The sequence below is a fragment of the Streptomyces sp. NPDC091972 genome (genome assembly GCF_044756385.1).
GTDB lineage: Bacteria > Actinomycetota > Actinomycetes > Streptomycetales > Streptomycetaceae > Streptomyces.
The window spans coordinates 142,104-160,181 of the sequence record NZ_JBIVSV010000010.1 but is presented as its reverse complement, the minus strand read 5'-3'; the positions used below and the strand labels follow the sequence as shown (position 1 = coordinate 160,181).

Annotated in this window: 15 protein-coding genes; 12 read left to right on the top strand and 3 right to left on the bottom strand. The window is 72.0% G+C overall.

Annotated elements, in window-relative coordinates; translation table 11 throughout:
• Positions 1-213 precede the first annotated feature (213 nt).
• Complete coding sequence (locus ACIQJT_RS27750) at positions 214-1,206, top strand: WD40 repeat domain-containing protein (RefSeq protein ID WP_365452210.1); 993 nt, start codon at positions 214-216, stop codon at positions 1,204-1,206.
• On the opposite strand, the gene ACIQJT_RS27745 is transcribed toward ACIQJT_RS27750, so the two are convergent.
• Entirely contained in the window at positions 1,189-1,962 is a 774-nt protein-coding gene (locus ACIQJT_RS27745) for a TetR/AcrR family transcriptional regulator (RefSeq protein ID WP_365452208.1), read from the bottom strand. The genes ACIQJT_RS27750 and ACIQJT_RS27745 overlap by 18 nt on opposite strands.
• A gap of 87 nt (positions 1,963-2,049) precedes the next feature.
• Between ACIQJT_RS27745 and ACIQJT_RS27740 the strand changes: the two genes are divergently transcribed.
• From ACIQJT_RS27740 to ACIQJT_RS27725, 4 genes are all read left to right on the top strand, one after another.
• Positions 2,050-3,015: an ATP-binding cassette domain-containing protein gene (locus ACIQJT_RS27740; RefSeq protein WP_365452206.1), complete on the top strand. Its 966-nt coding sequence runs from the start codon at positions 2,050-2,052 to the stop codon at positions 3,013-3,015.
• Positions 3,012-3,821, top strand: coding sequence for an ABC transporter permease (locus ACIQJT_RS27735; protein WP_053850230.1), 810 nt, complete (start codon positions 3,012-3,014; stop codon positions 3,819-3,821). The genes ACIQJT_RS27740 and ACIQJT_RS27735 overlap by 4 nt, the downstream gene beginning before the upstream one ends.
• A 130-nt stretch (positions 3,822-3,951) precedes the next feature.
• Positions 3,952-5,466, top strand: coding sequence for a cellulase family glycosylhydrolase (locus ACIQJT_RS27730; RefSeq protein ID WP_402647985.1), 1,515 nt, complete (start codon positions 3,952-3,954; stop codon positions 5,464-5,466).
• Positions 5,467-5,588: 122 nt separating this feature from the next.
• The gene (locus tag ACIQJT_RS27725) at positions 5,589-7,202 is read left to right on the top strand and encodes an alpha/beta hydrolase (RefSeq protein ID WP_402647982.1); all 1,614 of its coding nucleotides are present in this window, start codon (positions 5,589-5,591) and stop codon (positions 7,200-7,202) included.
• A 69-nt stretch (positions 7,203-7,271) separates the two neighbouring features.
• Here the strand turns inward: ACIQJT_RS27725 and serC are convergent, their stop codons facing one another.
• The gene (serC, locus tag ACIQJT_RS27720) at positions 7,272-8,390 is read right to left on the bottom strand and encodes a phosphoserine transaminase (RefSeq protein WP_365452200.1); all 1,119 of its coding nucleotides are present in this window, start codon (positions 8,388-8,390) and stop codon (positions 7,272-7,274) included.
• Positions 8,391-8,593: 203 nt separating this feature from the next.
• Here serC and ACIQJT_RS27715 point away from each other — a divergent pair, with 203 nt between their 5' ends.
• The 3 genes from ACIQJT_RS27715 to ACIQJT_RS27705 all read left to right on the top strand — a co-directional run bounded on the left by ACIQJT_RS27715 (position 8,594) and on the right by ACIQJT_RS27705 (position 10,845).
• Complete coding sequence (locus tag ACIQJT_RS27715; RefSeq protein ID WP_402647978.1) at positions 8,594-9,361, top strand: metallophosphoesterase family protein; 768 nt, start codon at positions 8,594-8,596, stop codon at positions 9,359-9,361.
• Positions 9,362-9,373: 12 nt separating this feature from the next.
• On the top strand, positions 9,374-9,814 hold the full coding sequence (locus tag ACIQJT_RS27710; protein WP_402647975.1) for a GNAT family N-acetyltransferase: 441 nt from the start codon (positions 9,374-9,376) through the stop codon (positions 9,812-9,814).
• 104 nt (positions 9,815-9,918) lie between these two features.
• A complete protein-coding gene (locus ACIQJT_RS27705; protein ID WP_365452196.1) occupies positions 9,919-10,845 on the top strand; it encodes an EamA family transporter in 927 nt (308 codons plus the stop codon).
• A gap of 255 nt (positions 10,846-11,100) precedes the next feature.
• Here the strand turns inward: ACIQJT_RS27705 and ACIQJT_RS27700 are convergent, their stop codons facing one another.
• Positions 11,101-11,841: a class I SAM-dependent DNA methyltransferase gene (locus ACIQJT_RS27700; protein WP_402647972.1), complete on the bottom strand. Its 741-nt coding sequence runs from the start codon at positions 11,839-11,841 to the stop codon at positions 11,101-11,103.
• A 139-nt stretch (positions 11,842-11,980) separates the two neighbouring features.
• Here ACIQJT_RS27700 and ACIQJT_RS27695 point away from each other — a divergent pair, with 139 nt between their 5' ends.
• The 4 genes from ACIQJT_RS27695 to ACIQJT_RS27680 all read left to right on the top strand — a co-directional run bounded on the left by ACIQJT_RS27695 (position 11,981) and on the right by ACIQJT_RS27680 (position 18,045).
• Complete coding sequence (locus ACIQJT_RS27695) at positions 11,981-12,775, top strand: TIGR03084 family metal-binding protein (protein ID WP_402647969.1); 795 nt, start codon at positions 11,981-11,983, stop codon at positions 12,773-12,775.
• A gap of 145 nt (positions 12,776-12,920) precedes the next feature.
• Positions 12,921-14,597, top strand: a complete 1,677-nt coding sequence (locus ACIQJT_RS27690) for an acyclic terpene utilization AtuA family protein (protein ID WP_402647967.1) — start codon at positions 12,921-12,923, stop codon at positions 14,595-14,597.
• The gene (locus ACIQJT_RS27685) at positions 14,552-16,192 is read left to right on the top strand and encodes an acyl-CoA carboxylase subunit beta (RefSeq protein WP_402647963.1); all 1,641 of its coding nucleotides are present in this window, start codon (positions 14,552-14,554) and stop codon (positions 16,190-16,192) included. Before ACIQJT_RS27690 ends, ACIQJT_RS27685 begins: the two co-directional genes overlap by 46 nt.
• 11 nt (positions 16,193-16,203) lie before the next feature.
• A complete protein-coding gene (locus tag ACIQJT_RS27680; protein ID WP_402647960.1) occupies positions 16,204-18,045 on the top strand; it encodes a biotin carboxylase N-terminal domain-containing protein in 1,842 nt (613 codons plus the stop codon).
• Positions 18,046-18,078: the final 33 nt, after the last annotated feature.

The window sequence follows — 18,078 nt, the reverse complement described above, 5'->3', positions numbered from 1 at the left end:
CCCCCGCGCCTCAGCTCCTCCGGCCCCCCACCCCCCGGCCCCACCCCGACCGCCGAACCCCTGCTCCCCCCCGGCCCACCTCCACCGTCCGTCTCGACCCCGGCCCGCCGACCCTCCGCCTCTCAACCCACCCGAGCCCGAGCCGCACCCGCGATCCCTTCCCCCAGCCGTCCCACCCCGCCCAACCCCCGGAGGGGATGGCAGGCTTGGGGCATGCGTCGATCCTTTGCCGTGTTCGTCGGGGTCCTGTTCCTGGGCGGCTTCACCCTGCCCGTGGTCGTGCCCGCCTCCGCCGCCGACGGGGACGGGAAGGGGGACCGGGGCTTCACCATCAGCGACCCCCGGATCACCGAGTCCAGCGGGCTCGCCGCCTCCCGGCAGCACCCGGGGATCTACTGGACCCACAACGACCAGGACACCGGCGCGTACCTGTACGCCGTGGACAGCGCCACCGGGAAGACCGTCGCCAGGATCACCATGACGGGCGTGGGCACCCCGAGGGACGTCGAAGCCGTCTCCGTCGGGCCCGACAACCAGATCTGGGTCGGTGACATCGGCGACAACGACGGGGTCACCTGGCCCTACGTGTGGATCTACAAGCTGCCCGAGCCGAAGGACCTGAAGGACCAGTCGGTCAAGGCCACCCAGTACGTCGTGAAGTACACCGACGGCTCGCGCGACGCCGAGTCGATGGTCGTCCACCCGAAGACCGGGCGCGTCTACATCATCGACAAGCAGGAGGACGGCGGGCACCTCTACGCGGGGCCCGCCACCCTCTCGCCCTCCGGGACCAACGTCTTCAAGCCCGTCAAGGCCGTCGACCTGTGGGCCACCGACGCCGCGTTCTCGCCGGACGGCCGGCAGCTCGCCGTACGCGGGTACTTCGGCGGCATCTGGTACGACTGGAACGGCGGCGACCTCAAGCGCGGCGGGCGCCTCAGCGTGCCGCTCGGACAGGGTGAGTCCGTCTCCTACTCGCCGGACGGGACCAAGCTCCTGCTCGGCATGGAGGGCGCCGACAGCGAGGTGGAGGCGCAGGACGCGCCCGGCGACGGCGGGTCCGGGTCGTCCTCGGACAGCGGAAGCCCCTCGGCGTCCGGAGGCGACGGCGGCGGGGACTCCGGCGGCACCGTCAAGATCGGCGCCCTCGCCCTCGGGGCGGTCGTCGCCTTCTTCGGACTCCGACGCCTATTCCGCCGTTCCTGAGTCCCCCCGCCGGCCGGCCACGAACACCTCAAGGCCGTCCAATATCCGCTGCAAGCCGAACTCGAAGTGGTCGAACCCGGGGCTCCAGGTGTCCTCGGCGAGGGAGCCGAGAACCGGGTAACGGCCGGTGGCCATGACCTTCTCCAGGAACGGCGCCTGGGCCGCGAAGAAGTCCGCCGTCGTCATGCCCGACGTACGCTCCGCCTCCCGCTGGTAGACCTGGGTGCGCGCGGCCCCGACGACGTACCCGTCGACCATGATGACCGCCGACACCAGCTCCGGGTCGGTCAGGCCCATCGGCCGGATCAGGCCCAGTATCTTCTCCATGCCGTCCAGCGCGCTCGGGCCGAGCAGCGGCCGGGCCTGGTTGACGCCGAGCAGCCAGGGGTGCCGGGTGTAGAGGGCGAGCGTGGCGCGGGCCATGGCCTCCAGGGCCGAGCGCCAGGTGCCGTCGCCGAGGTCGGCCGGGTTCTCCGAGGGGCGCTGGACGCGGTCGAGCATCAGGTCGAGCAGCTCGGCCTTGCCGGGGACGTACCGGTACAGCGACATCGCGCCGGTGCCGAGCTCGGCGGCGATCCGCCGCATCGAGACCGCGTCGAACCCCTCCTCGTCCGCGATCCGGACGGCCGTTTCCACGATCCGGTCCAGCGTCAGACCGGGTTTCGGGCCCCGGCTGGGGCGCGGTCCGCCGTCCCACAGCAGTTCGAGCGTGCGGACGATGTCCCCGCTGCCACTGGTCTCGCCGCTGCTCGTCATGGGGGCAGCTTAGTTCCGGCGAAAAACTGAGTACAGCGTACGCGCAATCGGGTACGGTGTACTCAGTTACGGAGTGAAGGGGGCACCATGACCGACGACGGATTCGCCGTGCGCGCCGAGGGCCTGGAGAAGCGCTACGGCGAGAAACGCGCGCTGGACGGCTTCGACCTCGCCGTCCGCGAGGGCACCGTGCACGGCCTGCTCGGGCCGAACGGCGCGGGCAAGACCACGGCGGTCCGCATCCTGTCCACGCTGATCCGGCTGGACGGCGGCCGGGCCACCGTCGCGGGACTGGACGTGGTCCGGCAGGGACGCGAGGTGCGGTCGAGGATCGGTCTCACCGGGCAGTACGCGGCCGTGGACGAGGTCCTCACCGGCCGGCAGAACCTGGAGATGTTCGGCCGGCTGTTCCACCTCGGCGGCAGGCGGGCCAAGCGGCGGGCCGGCGAGCTCCTGGAGCAGTTCGACCTCACCGACGCCGCCGACAAGGGCGTGGGCAAGTACAGCGGCGGCATGCGGCGCCGCCTCGACCTCGCCGCCTCCATGATCCTCGCGCCCGCCGTGCTCTTCCTCGACGAGCCGACGACGGGACTCGACCCGCGCAGCCGTGGCGAAGTGTGGGAGTCCGTACGGGCGTTGGTGGCGGGCGGCACCACGGTCCTGCTGACCACGCAGTACCTGGAGGAGGCCGACAGGCTCGCCTCCCGCGTCACCGTCATCGACCAGGGCCGGGCCATCGCCGACGACACCCCGGACGGTCTCAAGGACCGGATCGGCGGTGACCGGGTCGAGGTCGTGGTCGCCGAGCGGGCGGACATCCCGCGCGTGGTGAAGGTCGTCGCCCGGGTCTCCGACGGCGAACCGGAGTCGGACGAGGGGGAGTTGCGGGTGCACGCACCCGTGGTCGACCGGGTCTCCGCGCTCACCGAGGTGGCCCGCACCCTCCAGGACGAGGGGGTGAGGGTCGAGGACATCGGACTGCGCAGGCCGAGCCTCGACGACGTGTTCCTGCGCCTGACCGGACACCGCACGGAGAAGGAGTCGGCGGCATGAGCACGCTGGAGACCACTCACGGCCGCACCTACTGGGTCCTCGCCGACGTCTGGAACATCGTCCGCCGCGGACTCACCCACTACCAGCGCCAGCCGGTCAACATCGCCTGGCAGCTGGGCTTCCCGATCCTCTCCGTGCTGCTCTACGGCTATGTCTTCGGCAGTGCCATGCGGGTGCCCGGCGGCGGGGACTACAAGGACTTCCTGATGCCGGGCATGTTCGTGATGACGATGGCCTTCGGGTTCATCAACACCGCGACGCTGGTGGTGTACGACGCGACGAAGGGCGTGATCGACCGGTTCCGCTCGATGCCGATGGCCTCCTCCGCGGTGGTCGCGGGGCGCGGGGTGACCGATCTGCTGGTCGCCTGCGCCGAGTTGGCGATCATGATGCTCACCGCGGTGGCCATGGGCTGGCGGCCCGACGGCGGGTTCGGTTTCCTCGCCGCCTTCGGACTGCTGCTGTGGCTGCGGTTCGCGCTGATCTGGATCGGGGTGTGGCTCGGCCTGATGGTCCCCAACCCGGAGGCGGCGGGCGGCCTGTTCGCGGTCGCCTTCCCGCTCACGATGATCTCCAGCATCTTCGTGGCGCCGCAGCTGATGCCCGACTGGCTGGGCGCGGTGGCCGCGTGGAACCCGATCTCCTCGACGGCCGCGGCCACCCGTGACCTGTTCGGGACGCCGGTGGGCGGCGGGGACTCCTGGGTCGAGCAGCACGCCCTGCTGATGGCGGGGGTGTGGCCCGTGGTGCTGACGGCGGTCTTCCTGCCGCTGGCGGTGCGCAGGTTCCGGAAGCTCAGCCGGTGACGTCGCCCGCACCAGGTGACGTCAGCGGTCTTGACGTGTCCATGTGACCTGACTTCCATGGGAGGTGCAGGGCGATGGGAGCGCTCCCATCATGTTCCGGGCCCGCGCCTCCCGAGAGGAAGCAGCGAACATGTTCCGCAGCTTGCGAAGAGCGCTGTGCACGGTGGCGGCGGCTCTCCTGGTGCCGCTGGGGGCCACAGGTCTCCAGACGGCCGACGCCGCCGAGTCGGCCGGCGTCGGCTACTGGCACACCAGCGGCCGCCAGATCCTGGACGCCTCCGGGCAGCCGGTCCGGATCGCCGGCATCAACTGGTTCGGCTTCGAGACCAGCAACCTGGTCGTTCACGGCCTCTGGTCCCGCGACTACAAGTCCATGATCGACCAGATGAAGTCGCTGGGGTACAACACGATCCGCATCCCGTTCAGCGACGACATCTTCAAGTCGGGTGCCGTCCCGAACAGCATCGACTTCTCCGGCGGCAAGAACGCCGACCTCCAGGGCCTGAACTCGCTCGGCGTCCTGGACCGGATCGTGTCGTACGCCGGCCAGGACGGCCTCAAGGTCATCCTCGACCGGCACCGCCCGGACTCCGCCGGCCAGTCGGCGCTCTGGTACACGGCCGCCGTCCCGGAGTCGACGTGGATAGCCGACCTCAAGGCAATCGCGGCGCGTTACAAGGGCCAGAGCACGGTCGTGGGCATCGACCTGCACAACGAACCCCACGACCCGGCCTGCTGGGGCTGCGGGGACACCGCCACGGACTGGCGGCTGGCCGCCCAGCGGGCCGGGAACGCGGTGCTGTCCGTCAACCCCGAGCTGCTGATCTTCGTCGAGGGTGTGCAGACCGTCAACGGCGTCTCGGGCTGGTGGGGCGGCAACCTGATGGGCGTCGCCCAGTACCCCGTGCAGCTCGACGTCGCGAACCGGGTCGTGTACTCCGCCCACGACTACGCGACCAGCGTGGCCCAGCAGAGCTGGTTCAGCGACCCGGCGTTCCCCGCCAACATGCCGGGGATCTGGGACAAGTACTGGGGCTACATCTTCAAGCAGAACATCGCTCCGGTGTGGGTGGGCGAGTTCGGCACCACGCTCCAGTCGGCCGTGGACCAGAAGTGGCTCGCCGCGCTGGTGAGTTACCTGCGCCCGACCTCGACGTACGGCGCCGACTCCTTCCACTGGACCTACTGGTCCTGGAACCCCAACTCCGGTGACACGGGCGGCATCCTGAAGGACGACTGGCAGACCGTGGACACCGTGAAGGACGGGTACCTCGCGAGCGTCAAGGCGCCGGGCTTCCCCGGCTCGGGCGGCGGGACCGACCCCGGCGGCCCGGGCGGGGGCACGGCGGCCTGCACCGCCGCCTACACGGTCAGCAGCGACTGGGGCGGCGGCTTCAACGCCGAGGTCAAGGTGACCAACACGGGGTCGACCGCCCTCTCCTCCTGGAAGGTGACCTGGACCTGGCCGGGCAACCAGAAGGTCACCTCCATGTGGAACGCGTCGTACACCCAGACCGGCTCGACCGTGACCGCGGGCAACGCCGCGCACAACGGGACGGTGGCGGTGGGCGGTTCGGCGAGCTTCGGGTTCGGGGGCGCGCCCGGGGGCGGGGGTGTGCCGAGTGTGAGCTGCACGGCTGCGTGAGACCTGCGGGATGCGGTGCCGGAGGCACCTGGCACGGGCCAAGTGCCTCCGGATCAAAGGAGTTTCAAATCTTTCGCTCAGACGTTTCTCATCCGAAGACTTATTCGACAGGATGCGGCGTCATGAGAAGAAGCGCAGTTGTGCTGTGCGGTGCGACCGTCGTCCTGGCGGGAGCCGTCACGGCCGTCCCCGCCGAGGCCGGTACGTCCCGCACCGCGGCCCCCGCCCAGGCGGTGACGAAGGTCAGTTGGAAGAAGTGCGGCACCGACGACTACCCGACCCTGGAGTGCGGGTCGGTGAAGGTGCCGCTCGACTACGCCAAACCGAAGGGGCGCCAGATAACGCTGGCCCTGTCCCGGGTCCCGCACACCGCGAAGAAGTACCAGGGCCCGCTGCTGGTCAACCCGGGCGGCCCCGGCGGCAGCGGTCTCACGCTCGCCGGGTTCGTGGCCTCGAACCTGCCCGAGGCGGTCGCCGCCCAGTACGACGTCATCGGCTTCGACCCGCGCGGCGTGGGCGCGAGCAAGCCCGCCCTCGACTGCGTGCCGGGCTACTTCAACCCGGTCCGTCCGCCGAGCGTCCCGAGCACGCCCGCGATCGAGAAGGCCAACCTGGAGCGCGCCAAGTCCTTCGCCGCCGCCTGCGGCCGCAAGTACGCCGACGTGCTGCCGTACATCAACACGATCAGCGCCGTGAAGGACATGGACGCGATCCGCGCGTCCCTCGGCGCCAAGAAGATCAACTACTTCGGCTACTCGTACGGCACCTACCTGGGCCAGGTCTACGCCAAGCTCTTCCCGAGCCGGGTGCGCCGACTGGTCCTCGACTCCATCGTCAACCCGCACGGCGTCTGGTACGACGACAACATCGGGCAGGACTACGCCTTCGACGCCCGCCACAAGGCGCTCATGGCGTGGATCGCCAAGTACGACTCGACGTACGGGCTCGGCACGGATCCGGCCCGCGTCGAGGCCAAGTGGTACGCCATGCAGGCCGAGTTGGCGAAGAAGCCGGCCGGCGGCAAGGTGGGCGCGGCCGAGCTGGAGGACACCTTCCTGCCCGGCGGCTACTACAACGGCTACTGGCCTTACCTGGCCGACGCGTTCGCCGCGTACGTCAACGACAAGAACGCCGAGCCGCTGGTCGAGGCGTACCAGAACTTCGCCGCGATCGACCCCTCCGGCGACAACGGCTACAGCGTCTACGCGGCCGTGCAGTGCCGTGACGCCGCCTGGCCGCGCGACTGGAAGCAGTGGCAGAAGGACAACTGGGCGGTCTACAGGAAGGCGCCCTTCAACGCCTGGAACAACGCCTGGTACAACGCACCGTGCGCGTTCTGGCCCACCAAGTCGCTGAAGCCGGTGAACGTCGCCAACGCCAAGCTCCCGCCGGTGCTGCTGTTCCAGGCGACCGACGACGCGGCCACCCCGTACGAGGGCGGTGTCGCCGTCCACCGCCTGCTCAAGCACTCCAGCCTGGTCGTCGAGCAGGGCGGCGGCAACCACGGCATCTCGCTGAGCGGCAACGCCTGTCTCGACAAGTACCTGGCGAGGTACCTGACCGACGGCACGGTCCCGCGCGGCCACGGCACCGCCGACGCGGTCTGCCGGAAGCTGCCCGACCCGAAGCCGCTGGAGGCCCAGCCGGCGAAGGCCTCGGCCCTGACGGGCGCGTCCGCCCCGGCCGCTTCGGTGCCCGGCGGCACGCTGCACGGTCTGCTCGGCTTCCGCGGCTGACCGCGAGCTGACGGACGACGAGGGGCGCCCGGTGTGCACCGGGCGCCCCTCACTGTCGTACCGGAGTGATCAGAGCTTCTCGATCACGTAGTCGATGCACCGGGTGAGCGCCTCGACGTCCGCGGGGTCGATCGCCGGGAACATCGCGACGCGGAGCTGGTTGCGGCCGAGCTTGCGGTAGGGCTCGGTGTCGACGATGCCGTTGGCGCGCAGCACCTTGGCGACCGCGGCGGCGTCGATCTCGTCCGAGAAGTCGATCGTGCCGATGACCTGGGAGCGCTTGGCCGCGTCGGTGACGAACGGCGTGGCGTGCTTGGACTCCTCCGCCCAGGTGTAGAGGCGGGTCGAGGAGTCCTTGGTGCGGGCCGTCGACCAGGCGAGGCCGCCCTGGCCGTTGATCCACTCCAGCTGCTGGTTCAGCAGGAAGAGGGTGGCGAGCGCCGGGGTGTTGTACGTCTGGTTCTTGCGGGAGTTGTCGATCGCCGTGGGCAGCGAGAAGAACTCCGGGATGTGGCGGCCGGAGGCGTGGATCCGCTCGGCGCGCTCGATCGCGGCCGGGGAGAACACGCCGATCCACAGGCCGCCGTCGGAGGCGAAGGACTTCTGCGGGGCGAAGTAGTAGACGTCCGTCTCGGCGATGTCGACCGGGAGGCCGCCGGCGCCGCTCGTCGCGTCCACCAGGACCAGGGACCCCTCGTCCGCGCCCGCGACCCGCTTGATCGGGGCCGCGACACCCGTCGACGTCTCGTTGTGCGTGAACGCGTACACGTCGACGCCCTCCTCGGCCCGCGGCTCCGGGTGGGTGCCGGGATCGGAGGAGACGACGGTGGGCTCGGCCAGCCAGGGGGCCAGCTTGGACGCCTTCGCGAACTTCGACGAGAACTCGCCGAACGTCAGGTGCTGCGACTTGTTCTCGATCAGGCCGTGCGTCGCCACGTCCCAGAAGGCGGTGGAGCCGCCGTTGCCGAGGACGACCTCGTAGCCCTCGGGCAGCGAGAACAGCTCGGAGATCCCCTCGCGCACCTGGCCGACCAGGTTCTTCACCGGGGCCTGGCGGTGGGAGGTGCCGAGCAGGGAGGTACCGGTCGCGGCCAGCGCGTCCAGCGCTTCCGTCCGCACCTTGGAGGGGCCCGCGCCGAATCGACCGTCGGCGGGCTTGATGTCAGCGGGAATCTGGATCTCAGCCACGAGGGGAGCGTAGCCGCTGGGGAAACCTGGTCGAAACGTAGTCCGTCCGGTGAGACGCGGGGTGCGGGACGCACCGGGCCCTCTGACGGCCGGCGCGCTCTCGGCGCCGGGCGCCCCGGTGGGTCGGCGGTCGGCTCCGGGAGTGGCCGCATGCTCCCGCGGATGCCCCGGAACGACCGTGGGTCCGGTGCAGACTCGACCCCATGCCCGCCTACGACCGTATCGCCGTCCTCTCCGACATCCACGGGGTCCTGCCCGCCCTGGAAGCCGTCCTCGCCGAGCCCGACGTGGTCGCCGCCGACCGGATCGTGCTGACCGGAGACATCACCGCGGGCCCCCAACCCACCGAAGTGCTCGACGTGTTGAGGAGCCTGGGGGAGCGGGTGCTGTGGGTCGCGGGCAACGCGGACCGCGAACTCGTCGAGTACCGCAGGGGCGAGCGGACGGAGATCCCCGACCCGATCGGCCCCTATGCCGCGGGCCGGCTCACCGCTGCGGACGTCGACTTCCTCGCCTCGCTCCCCGCCACCCGCACCCTCACCGTCCGCGGCCTCGGCGAGGTCCTCCTCTGCCACGCCACCCCGCGCGACGACGAGGAGGTCGTTCTGGTCGACTCCCGCCCCGACCGCTGGGCGGAGGTGCTCGCGGACGTCCCCGGGAGCGTCCGTACGGTCGTCTGCGGCCACACCCACATGCCGTACGTCCGTCTCGCCCACGGCCGCCTGGTCGTCAACCCCGGCAGCGTCGGCATGCCGTACGGCCGCGCCGGCGCCCACTGGTGCCTGCTGGGGCCCGGCACGGACCTACGGGTGACCCCGTACGACATCCCGGCGGCCGTGGCACGGCTGGTCGCGGAGTGCGGGTACCCGCGGATCGCCGAGTGGGCCGACCTGTACCTGCACGCGCGGGTGACGGACACGGAGGCGCTGGCCGCCTTCGGGCCGCGCGACGGCAGGGGCGACCCGTCCTGACAGACTCCGGCCATGGACACGAGCACCTGGACGCTGCGCCCCGCGACCCCGGCCGACGTCGAGCCGATAGCCGAACTGCGGGCCGTGGTGATGCGGCCCGACCTGGAGCGGCTGGGCCGGTTCGACGAGCGGCGGGTGCGGCAGCGGTTCCGGGACGCCTTCGTCGCCGAACACCTGTCGGTCATCGTGGCCGACGGCCGCTTCGCGGGCTGTGTCGCGCTGCGCCCGGCCGAGGACGGACTGTGGCTTGAGCACTTCTTCGTCGACCCGGCACTCCAGGGCCGCGGCCTGGGCTCGGCCGTCCTGCGCACCCTGCTCGCCCGCACCGACGCCGACGGCGGACCGGTCCGGCTGAACGTCCTCCAGGGCAGCGCGGCCAGGCGGCTCTACGAGCGGCACGGCTTCGTCGTCGAGATCGAGGACCCGGTCGACGTGTTCATGGTGCGGCGCTGAGACAGTCGTATAACGGGTTTACGCACCTGACGAAGTCCACTAACCTGGACTGTGCAGTGCAGCGTGATGAACAGTAGTCCTCGAATCGACCTCCTGGAAGCCCCGTGACCGCCCCCAGCACCGACCTGTCCTCCTCGCTCCCGGTCGCCACGACGCCCACCGGCGGCCCCCGTCGCCTCGGCTCCCTCGGCCCCGTCGGACTGGTCCTCGCCGGCGGTGTCTCCGTGCAGTTCGGCGCGGCGCTGGCCGTGACTCTCATGCCGAGGGCCGGTGCGCTCGGAGTGGTGACCCTGCGGCTGCTGGCCGCCGCAGTCGTGCTGCTCGTGGTGTGCCGCCCGCGGCTGCGCGGCCACTCCCGCGCCGACTGGGGCACGGTCGTCGTCTTCGGTCTCGCCATGGCCGCGATGAACGGCCTCTTCTACCAGGCCGTCGACCGCATCCCGCTCGGCGCCGCGGTCACCCTGGAGGTCCTCGGACCGCTCGCCCTCTCGGTGCTCGCCTCCCGCCGCGCGGTCAACCTCCTGTGGGCCGCGCTCGCCCTCACCGGCGTCTTCCTCCTCGGCGGCGGGGACTTCGGCGCCCTCGACCCGCTGGGCGTGGCCTTCGCGCTGGGCGCGGGGGCGATGTGGGCGGCGTACATCGTCTTCAGCGCGCGTACCGGGCGCCGCTTCCCGCAGGCCGACGGGCTCGCCCTGGCGATGGCGGTCGGCGCGCTGGCCTTCCTGCCGTTCGGCGCCGTGGAGTCCGGCAGCAGGCTGCTCGACCCGGTGACCGTGGCCCTCGGCGCGGCGGTGGCCGTGATGTCCTCCGTCCTGCCCTACACCCTCGAACTCCTCGCCCTGCGCCGCCTGCCCGCCTCCACCTTCGCGGTCCTCATGAGCCTGGAGCCCGGTCTGGCCGCCCTCGCCGGCTTCCTGATCCTCGGCCAGTCCCTGTCCGCCCTCCAGGCCCTGGCCGTCGCGCTGGTGATCGTGGCGAGCATGGGAGCGGTGCGGACGCAGGTGGGCCGCGGCAAGGCGGCCACGCCCTGACCCAGGCGCGGTCGGCAGGGCCTTCGCCGTCCTCGCCGGGCGTACCCCGCTGCCGCCTCGTCGTGGCGGTCCGATCGGGGGGCGCCCTCGACCCGCACGGCTCGTCCGACCGCCCGTGCGGGAGCCGGGACCGGCGGCCGGCCGCGCCGGTCCGGCGGCCCTGCGCGGAGGCGACAGCGCGGCCCGGGAAGCGGTGCCCTCGGACGCCGTACGACGTCGACTCGCGCCGCGGGCCACGAGGGGCCGACCGGCCGGTCAGTCCGCCGGCTTCTCCCACACGGAGACGTGGGACTCGCTGTCGCCGGTGAAGGGGGCGCGCTTCCAGTCGGCCCACCGGTCCCGCAGCCGCATCCCGGCCAGCCTCGCCATGAGGTCCAGTTCCGCCGGCCACACGTACCGGAAGGGGATCGACCGGAAGGTGCCCCGGCCGTCCTCGACGCTGACGTGATGCGAGGCCATCGCCTGGGTGGCGGTGTCGTAGGTGTCGAAGCCGAGGCGGCCGTCGCCGACGTGGAAGGGCACGGCGTTCTGCCCGGGCGGCAGCTTCCGCAACTGGGGGACCATGACCTCGACGACGAACGTGCCGCCCGGCTCCAGATGGTCGGCGACGTTGCGGAAGCAGTCCACCTGGGCGTCCTGGGTCGTCAGGTTCATGATCGTGTTGAAGACCAGGTAGGCGACCGAGAAGCTGCCGGGCACCCGGGTCGTCGAGAAGTCCCCGATCGTCACCCCGACCGCCTCACCGCCCGGCTTGGCCCGCAGCCGCTCCGCCATCGCTGCGGACAGCTCGATCCCGTGCACCTCCACCCCGCGCGCCGCCAGCGGCAACGCGACCCGCCCGGTGCCGACACCCAGTTCCAGGGCCCGCCCCTGACCGGCGAGCTCTGCCAGCAGGTCCACGACCGGCTCCAGCGCCTCCGCCGTGAACATCGCCGCCGCCGACTCGTCGTACATCGCCGCGACGGACTCCCCGAAGTAACCGTCGATATCGCTCACCGGGGGACCGTACTGCGGGGAACGAGGCGGCCGCTTCCCAATATGCGCGCCCACGCCGACCTGCGCCCGTGCCCGCGTCCCGTGAAAATTAAATGCAAGCACGCTTGCTTGTTTCTTGGGTCGCTGACATCCTCGCCCCATGGCAGACCCCACGCCCGTCATCGACGACCTGTGTGCGGAGAGCGCTGAACTCGACCGGCTCGTGGCCGAGTTGAGCGCCGAGCAGTGGGCGCTCGCGACCCCCGCCCCCGGGTGGACCGTGGCCCACCAGATCGCCCACCTCGCCTGGACCGACCACTCCTCCCTGCTCGCCGTGACCGACCAGGAGGCCTTCTCCCGCGAGGTCGAGAAGGCGCTCGCGGCACCCGGGGACTTCGTGGACGAGGGCGCGGCGGAGGGCGCCAGGAAGCCTCCGGCGCGACTGCTCGCGTACTGGCGGGCGGGCCGCGAGGACCTGGCCGAGGCCCTGCGCAACGCCCCCGAGGGTGCGCGTTTCCCCTGGTACGGCCCGCCCATGTCCACCGCCTCCATGGCCACCGCCCGCCTCATGGAGACCTGGGCGCACGGCCTGGACGTGGCGGACGCGTTGGGGGTGACCCGAGAGGCGACCGACCGGATCCGGCACATCGTCCGCCTCGGCGTCCGCACCCGCGACTTCGCCTTCGGTGTGCACGGACTGACCCCGCCCTTCGAGGAGTTCCGCATCGAACTCGTCTCCCCGTCCGGGGAGTCGTGGACCTACGGCCCCGAGAACGCCACCGACCGCGTCACCGGCCCCGCCCTCGATTTCTGCCTCCTGGTCACCCAACGAGCCCACCGAGCCGACCTCGCCCTGCACGCCGAGGGCGAGGACGCGAACCGCTGGCTCGACATCGCCCAGGCTTTCGCGGGCCCGCCCGGCGGGGGCCGTGCGGCGAAGGGGGCGGTCGCGTGAGTGGGTGTATGGGTGACGCGGTCGGTCATGGCGGTGGTCCCTCCGGGCCCGGCGTCCAGTGCGCGGGCCCCGGTCGGCGGCTCGGTCTCGGGCTCGCCCTCGCGGGGGTGACCCCCGTGGGGCGCGCGGCCCAGGGGGCGGGGCGGTGACTCCTCTGCGTGTCGGCAACGCCTCCGGCTTCTACGGCGACCGCTTCGACGCCCTGCGCGAGATGCTCACCGGTGGCGAGCTCGACGTCCTCACCGGTGACTACCTCGCCGAGCTGACCATGCTCATCCTGGGCCGGGACCGGCTGAAGGACCCGGCCGCGGGGTACGCCCGCACGTTCCTGCGGCAGTTGGAGGAGGGGCTCGGCCTGGCGCGGGAGCGGGGAGTCCGGATCGTCGCCAACGCGGGCGGCCTCAACCCGGCCGGACTCGCCGCGAAGGTCAGGGAGTTGGCGGACCGGCTGGGCCTGGACGTGCGGGTCGCGCATGTCGAGGGCGACGACCTCACCACCCGGTACCCGGGCAGCCTCGCCGCCCACGCCTACCTCGGCGGCTTCGGCATCGCGGCCTGTCTGCGCGAGGGCGCGGACGTGGTCGTGACCGGCCGGGTGACGGACGCGGCCCTGGTCACCGGGCCCGCCGCCGCCCACTTCGGCTGGGGCCCGGCCGAGTACGACCGCCTCGCGGGAGCCGTCGTCGCCGGGCACGTCCTGGAGTGCGGGACCCAGGCGACCGGCGGGAACTACGCGTTCTTCGCCGAGGGCGGGCACGATCTGCGCAGGCCCGGCTTCCCCCTCGCCGAGATCCACGAGGACGGCACCGCCGTCATCACCAAGCACCCCGGCACCGGCGGCTTCGTGGACGTCGGCACGGTGACGGCCCAACTGCTGTACGAGACACAGGGCGCCCGGTACGCGGGACCGGACGTCACCGCCCGCCTCGACACGGTCCGCCTTGCCCAGGACGGTCCCGACCGCGTCCGGATCTCCGGCGTCCGCGGCGAGGCCCCGCCGCCCACCCTCAAGGTCGGCCTCAACCGGCTCGGCGGCTTCCGCAACGAGGTCACGTTCGTCCTGACCGGCCTGGACATCGAGGCCAAGGCCGCGCTGGTGCGGCGGCAGTTGGAGCCGGCCCTCGCCAAGGTCACCGACGTGCGCTGGGACCTGGTCCGCACGGACCGCCCGGACGCCGGCACGGAGGAGACCGCAAGCGCCCTGCTGCGGCTGGTCGTCCGGGACGCGGACCAGGAGACCGTCGGGCGCGCGCTCAGCGGGGCCGCCGTGGAACTGGCCCTCGCGAGCTACCCCGGGTTCCATGTGTCGGCGCCACCGGGGAAGGGCTCGCCCTACGGCGTCTTCGAGGACGCGTACGTCCCCCAGGGGGCCGTGGACCATGTGGCCGTCCTCGCCGACGGACGACGGATTCCCGTGGCCCCCGCCCGGGAGACCGCCGTACTCGAGGACCCGCCGGAACCGCCCCTGCCCGAGCCCCCGCCGTCCGGCCCGACCCGGCGGGCCCCCCTCGGGCTCGTTGCCGGGGCCCGCAGCGGGGACAAGGGCGGAAACGCCAACGTCGGCGTGTGGGCACGCACGGACGAGGGCTGGCGCTGGCTCGCGCACACGCTCACCGTGGAGCGGCTGCGGGAACTCCTGCCGGAGACGGCCGACTTGCCCGTCACCCGGCACGCCCTCCCGCACCTTCGCGCCCTGAACTTCGTCGTCGAGGGAATCCTCGGCGAGGGCGTCGCCGCCCAGCACCGCTTCGACCCGCAGGCCAAGGCCCTCGGCGAATGGCTGCGCTCCCGCCACCTGGACATCCCGGAGGCCCTGCTGTGACGATCCTTCAGTCCACCCTCGACACCACCGGCCCCGACTACCGGGCCCACCGCGACACCATGCTCGGCAAGCTCGCCGAACTGGACGCCGAGCACGCGAAGGCGCTCGCGGGCGGCGGCGAGAAGTACGTCCAACGGCACCGTGAGCGAGGCAAGCTGCTCGCCCGGGAGCGGATCGAGCTGCTCCTCGACCCCGACACGCCCTTCCTGGAGCTGTCCCCGCTGGCCGCCTGGGGCAGCGACTACACCGTCGGCGCCTCCCTGGTCACCGGCATCGGCGTCGTCGAGGGCGTGGAGTGCCTGATCACCGCCAACGACCCGACCGTGCGCGGCGGTGCGAGCAATCCCTGGTCGCTGAAGAAGGCCCTGCGGGCCAACGACATCGCCCTCGCCAACCGGCTGCCCTGCATCAGCCTGGTGGAGTCCGGCGGCGCCGACCTGCCCTCCCAGAAGGAGATCTTCATCCCGGGCGGGGCCGTCTTCCGGGACCTGACCAGGCTGTCGGCGGACGGGATCCCGACCGTCGCCGTCGTCTTCGGCAACTCGACGGCCGGCGGCGCCTACGTCCCCGGCATGTCCGACCACGTGATCATGGTCAAGGAGCGGGCCAAGGTGTTCCTGGGCGGCCCGCCCCTGGTCAAGATGGCCACCGGCGAGGAGAGCGACGACGAGTCCCTCGGCGGGGCCGAGATGCACGCGCGCGTGTCCGGTCTCGCGGACTACTTCGCCGTGGACGAGCGGGACGCGCTCAGGCAGGCCCGGCGGGTCGTGGCCCGCCTCAACCACCGCAAGGCATACGGCGATCCGGGCCCGGCCGAGCCGCCCAAGTACGACCCCGAGGAACTCCTCGGCATCGTCCCCGGCGATCTCAGGACCCCCTTCGACCCGCGCGAGGTGATCGCCCGGATCGTCGACGCCTCCGACTTCGACGAGTTCAAGCCGCTGTACGGGACCAGCCTGGTGACCGGGTGGGCGGCGCTGCACGGCTACCCGGTCGGCGTGCTGGCCAACGCCCAGGGGGTGCTGTTCTCGGAGGAGTCCCAGAAGGCGGCCCAGTTCATCCAGTTGGCGAACCAGCGGGACATCCCCCTGCTCTTCCTGCACAACACCACCGGTTACATGGTCGGCAAGGAGTACGAGCAGGGCGGCATCATCAAGCACGGCGCCATGATGATCAACGCCGTCAGCAACTCGCGGGTCCCGCATCTGTCCGTCCTCATGGGCGCCTCGTACGGCGCGGGCCACTACGGCATGTGCGGCCGCGCCTACGACCCCCGCTTCCTGTTCGCCTGGCCCAACGCCAAGTCGGCCGTCATGGGCCCCCAGCAGCTGGCCGGCGTGCTCTCCATCGTGGCCCGCCAGTCGGCCGCGGCGAAGGGCCGCCCGTACGACGAGGAGGGCGACGCCGCCCTGCGCGCCATGGTGGAACAGCAGATCGAGTCCGAGTCGCTGCCCATGTTCCTGTCCGGGCGGCTCTACGACGACGGCGTCATCGACCCCCGCGACACCCGGACGGTCCTCGGCATGTGCCTGTCCGCGATCCACACCGCCCCCTACGAGGGCGCACGCGGCGGCTTCGGCGTCTTCCGGATGTGAGGAACCCTTCAGTGATCACTTCTGTGCTCGTCGCCAACCGGGGCGAGATCGCCTGCCGGATCTTCCGCACCTGCCACGAACTCGGCATCCGGACGGTCGCCGTGTACTCGGACCCGGACGCGAACGCCCTCCACACGCGCGTGGCCGACACGGCGGTGCGGCTCCCGGGCGCGGCCCCCGCCGACACCTACCTGCGCCCAGACCTGATCGTGAAGGCGGCGCTCGACGCCGGCGCCGACGCCGTGCACCCCGGCTACGGCTTCCTCTCCGAGAACGCCGACTTCGCGCGGGCCGTCCTGGACGCGGGCCTGACCTGGATCGGACCGCCCCCGTCCGCGATCGAGGCGATGGCGTCCAAGACCCGCGCCAAGGAACTGATGGGCCTGGCACCCCTGCGGGACGTGACGCCGGCCGACCTGCCGGTGCTGGTGAAGGCGGCGGCGGGCGGCGGCGGCCGCGGCATGCGGATCGTGCGCCGCACGGAGGACCTGGCGGCCGCCCTGGAGAGCGCCCGCGCCGAGGCCGCGAGCGCCTTCGGCGACGGAGAGGTGTTCGTCGAGCCGTACGTCGAGGACGGCCGCCATGTGGAGGTCCAGATCCTCGCCGACACCCACGGCACGGTCTGGGCCCTGGGCACCCGCGACTGCTCCCTCCAGCGCCGCCACCAGAAGGTGATCGAGGAGGCCCCCGCCCCCGGACTCCCGGAGAGCCTCACCGCGGAACTGCACGAGCTGGCGGTACGGGCGGCCCGCGCGGTGGACTACGTGGGCGCGGGCACGGTCGAGTTCCTGGTCTCCGGGACCAAGGCCCACTTCCTGGAGATGAACACCCGCCTCCAGGTCGAACACCCGGTGACGGAGGCGGTGTTCGGTCTGGACCTGGTGGCGGAGCAGCTGCGGGTCGCGGAGGGCGCCGCCCTGCCCGACGAGCCGCCGCAGCCGCGGGGCCACGCGGTCGAGGCCCGCCTGTACGCCGAGGACCCGGCACGGGACTGGACCCCGCAGACCGGCACCCTGCACCGCTTCTCCGTCCCCCCGTCCGTCCGCCTGGACACCGGCTACGAGAGCGGCGACGACATCGGCGTCCACTACGACCCGATGCTCGCCAAGGTCGTCGCCCACGCCCCGACCCGTGCGGAGGCGGTCCGCAGACTGGCGGGCGCGCTGGAGCGGGCGACCATCCACGGCCCGGCCACGAACCGGGACCTGCTGGTCAACTCCCTGCGCCACGAGGAGTTCACCACGGCCCGCATGGACACCGGGTTCTACGACCGGCACCTGCCCGAACTCACCGAGCTCGCCCCGGACCCGCTGGCCCCCCTGGCGGCGGCCCTCGCGGACGCCGTCGGACGCTCCCGCTTCGGCGGCTGGCGCAACCTGCACTCGTCCCCGCAGGCCAAGCGCTACACGATGGCCGGCGAGGAGCACGAGGTCCGCTACCGCCACACGAACAAGGGACTGGAGGCGGACGGGGTCCGGGTGGTCCACGCGGACGCGGGCCGGGTCGTACTCGAAGCGGCGGGCGTGCGGCGGACGTTCGAGGTGGCGCGGTACGGCGACGAGGTCTACGTCGGCGCCACGGCCCTCAGGGCGCTGCCCCGCTTCCCGGACCCGCAGGCCCAGCTGGCCCCCGGCTCGCTGCTGGCCCCCATGCCCGGCACGGTCGTACGCGTCGCGGACGGCCTGGCCGAGGGGGCCGCCGTGGCGGCGGGCCAGCCCCTCCTGTGGCTGGAGGCGATGAAGATGGAGCACCGGATCACGGCTCCTGTGACAGGCACGCTCACGGCACTTCAGGCAGTACCCGGCCAACAGGTGACGGTCGGCTCTCTATTGGCAGTAGTGGAACCCACCTAAGGGCGCGGACAACTGCGCGACCAGCCACGACGA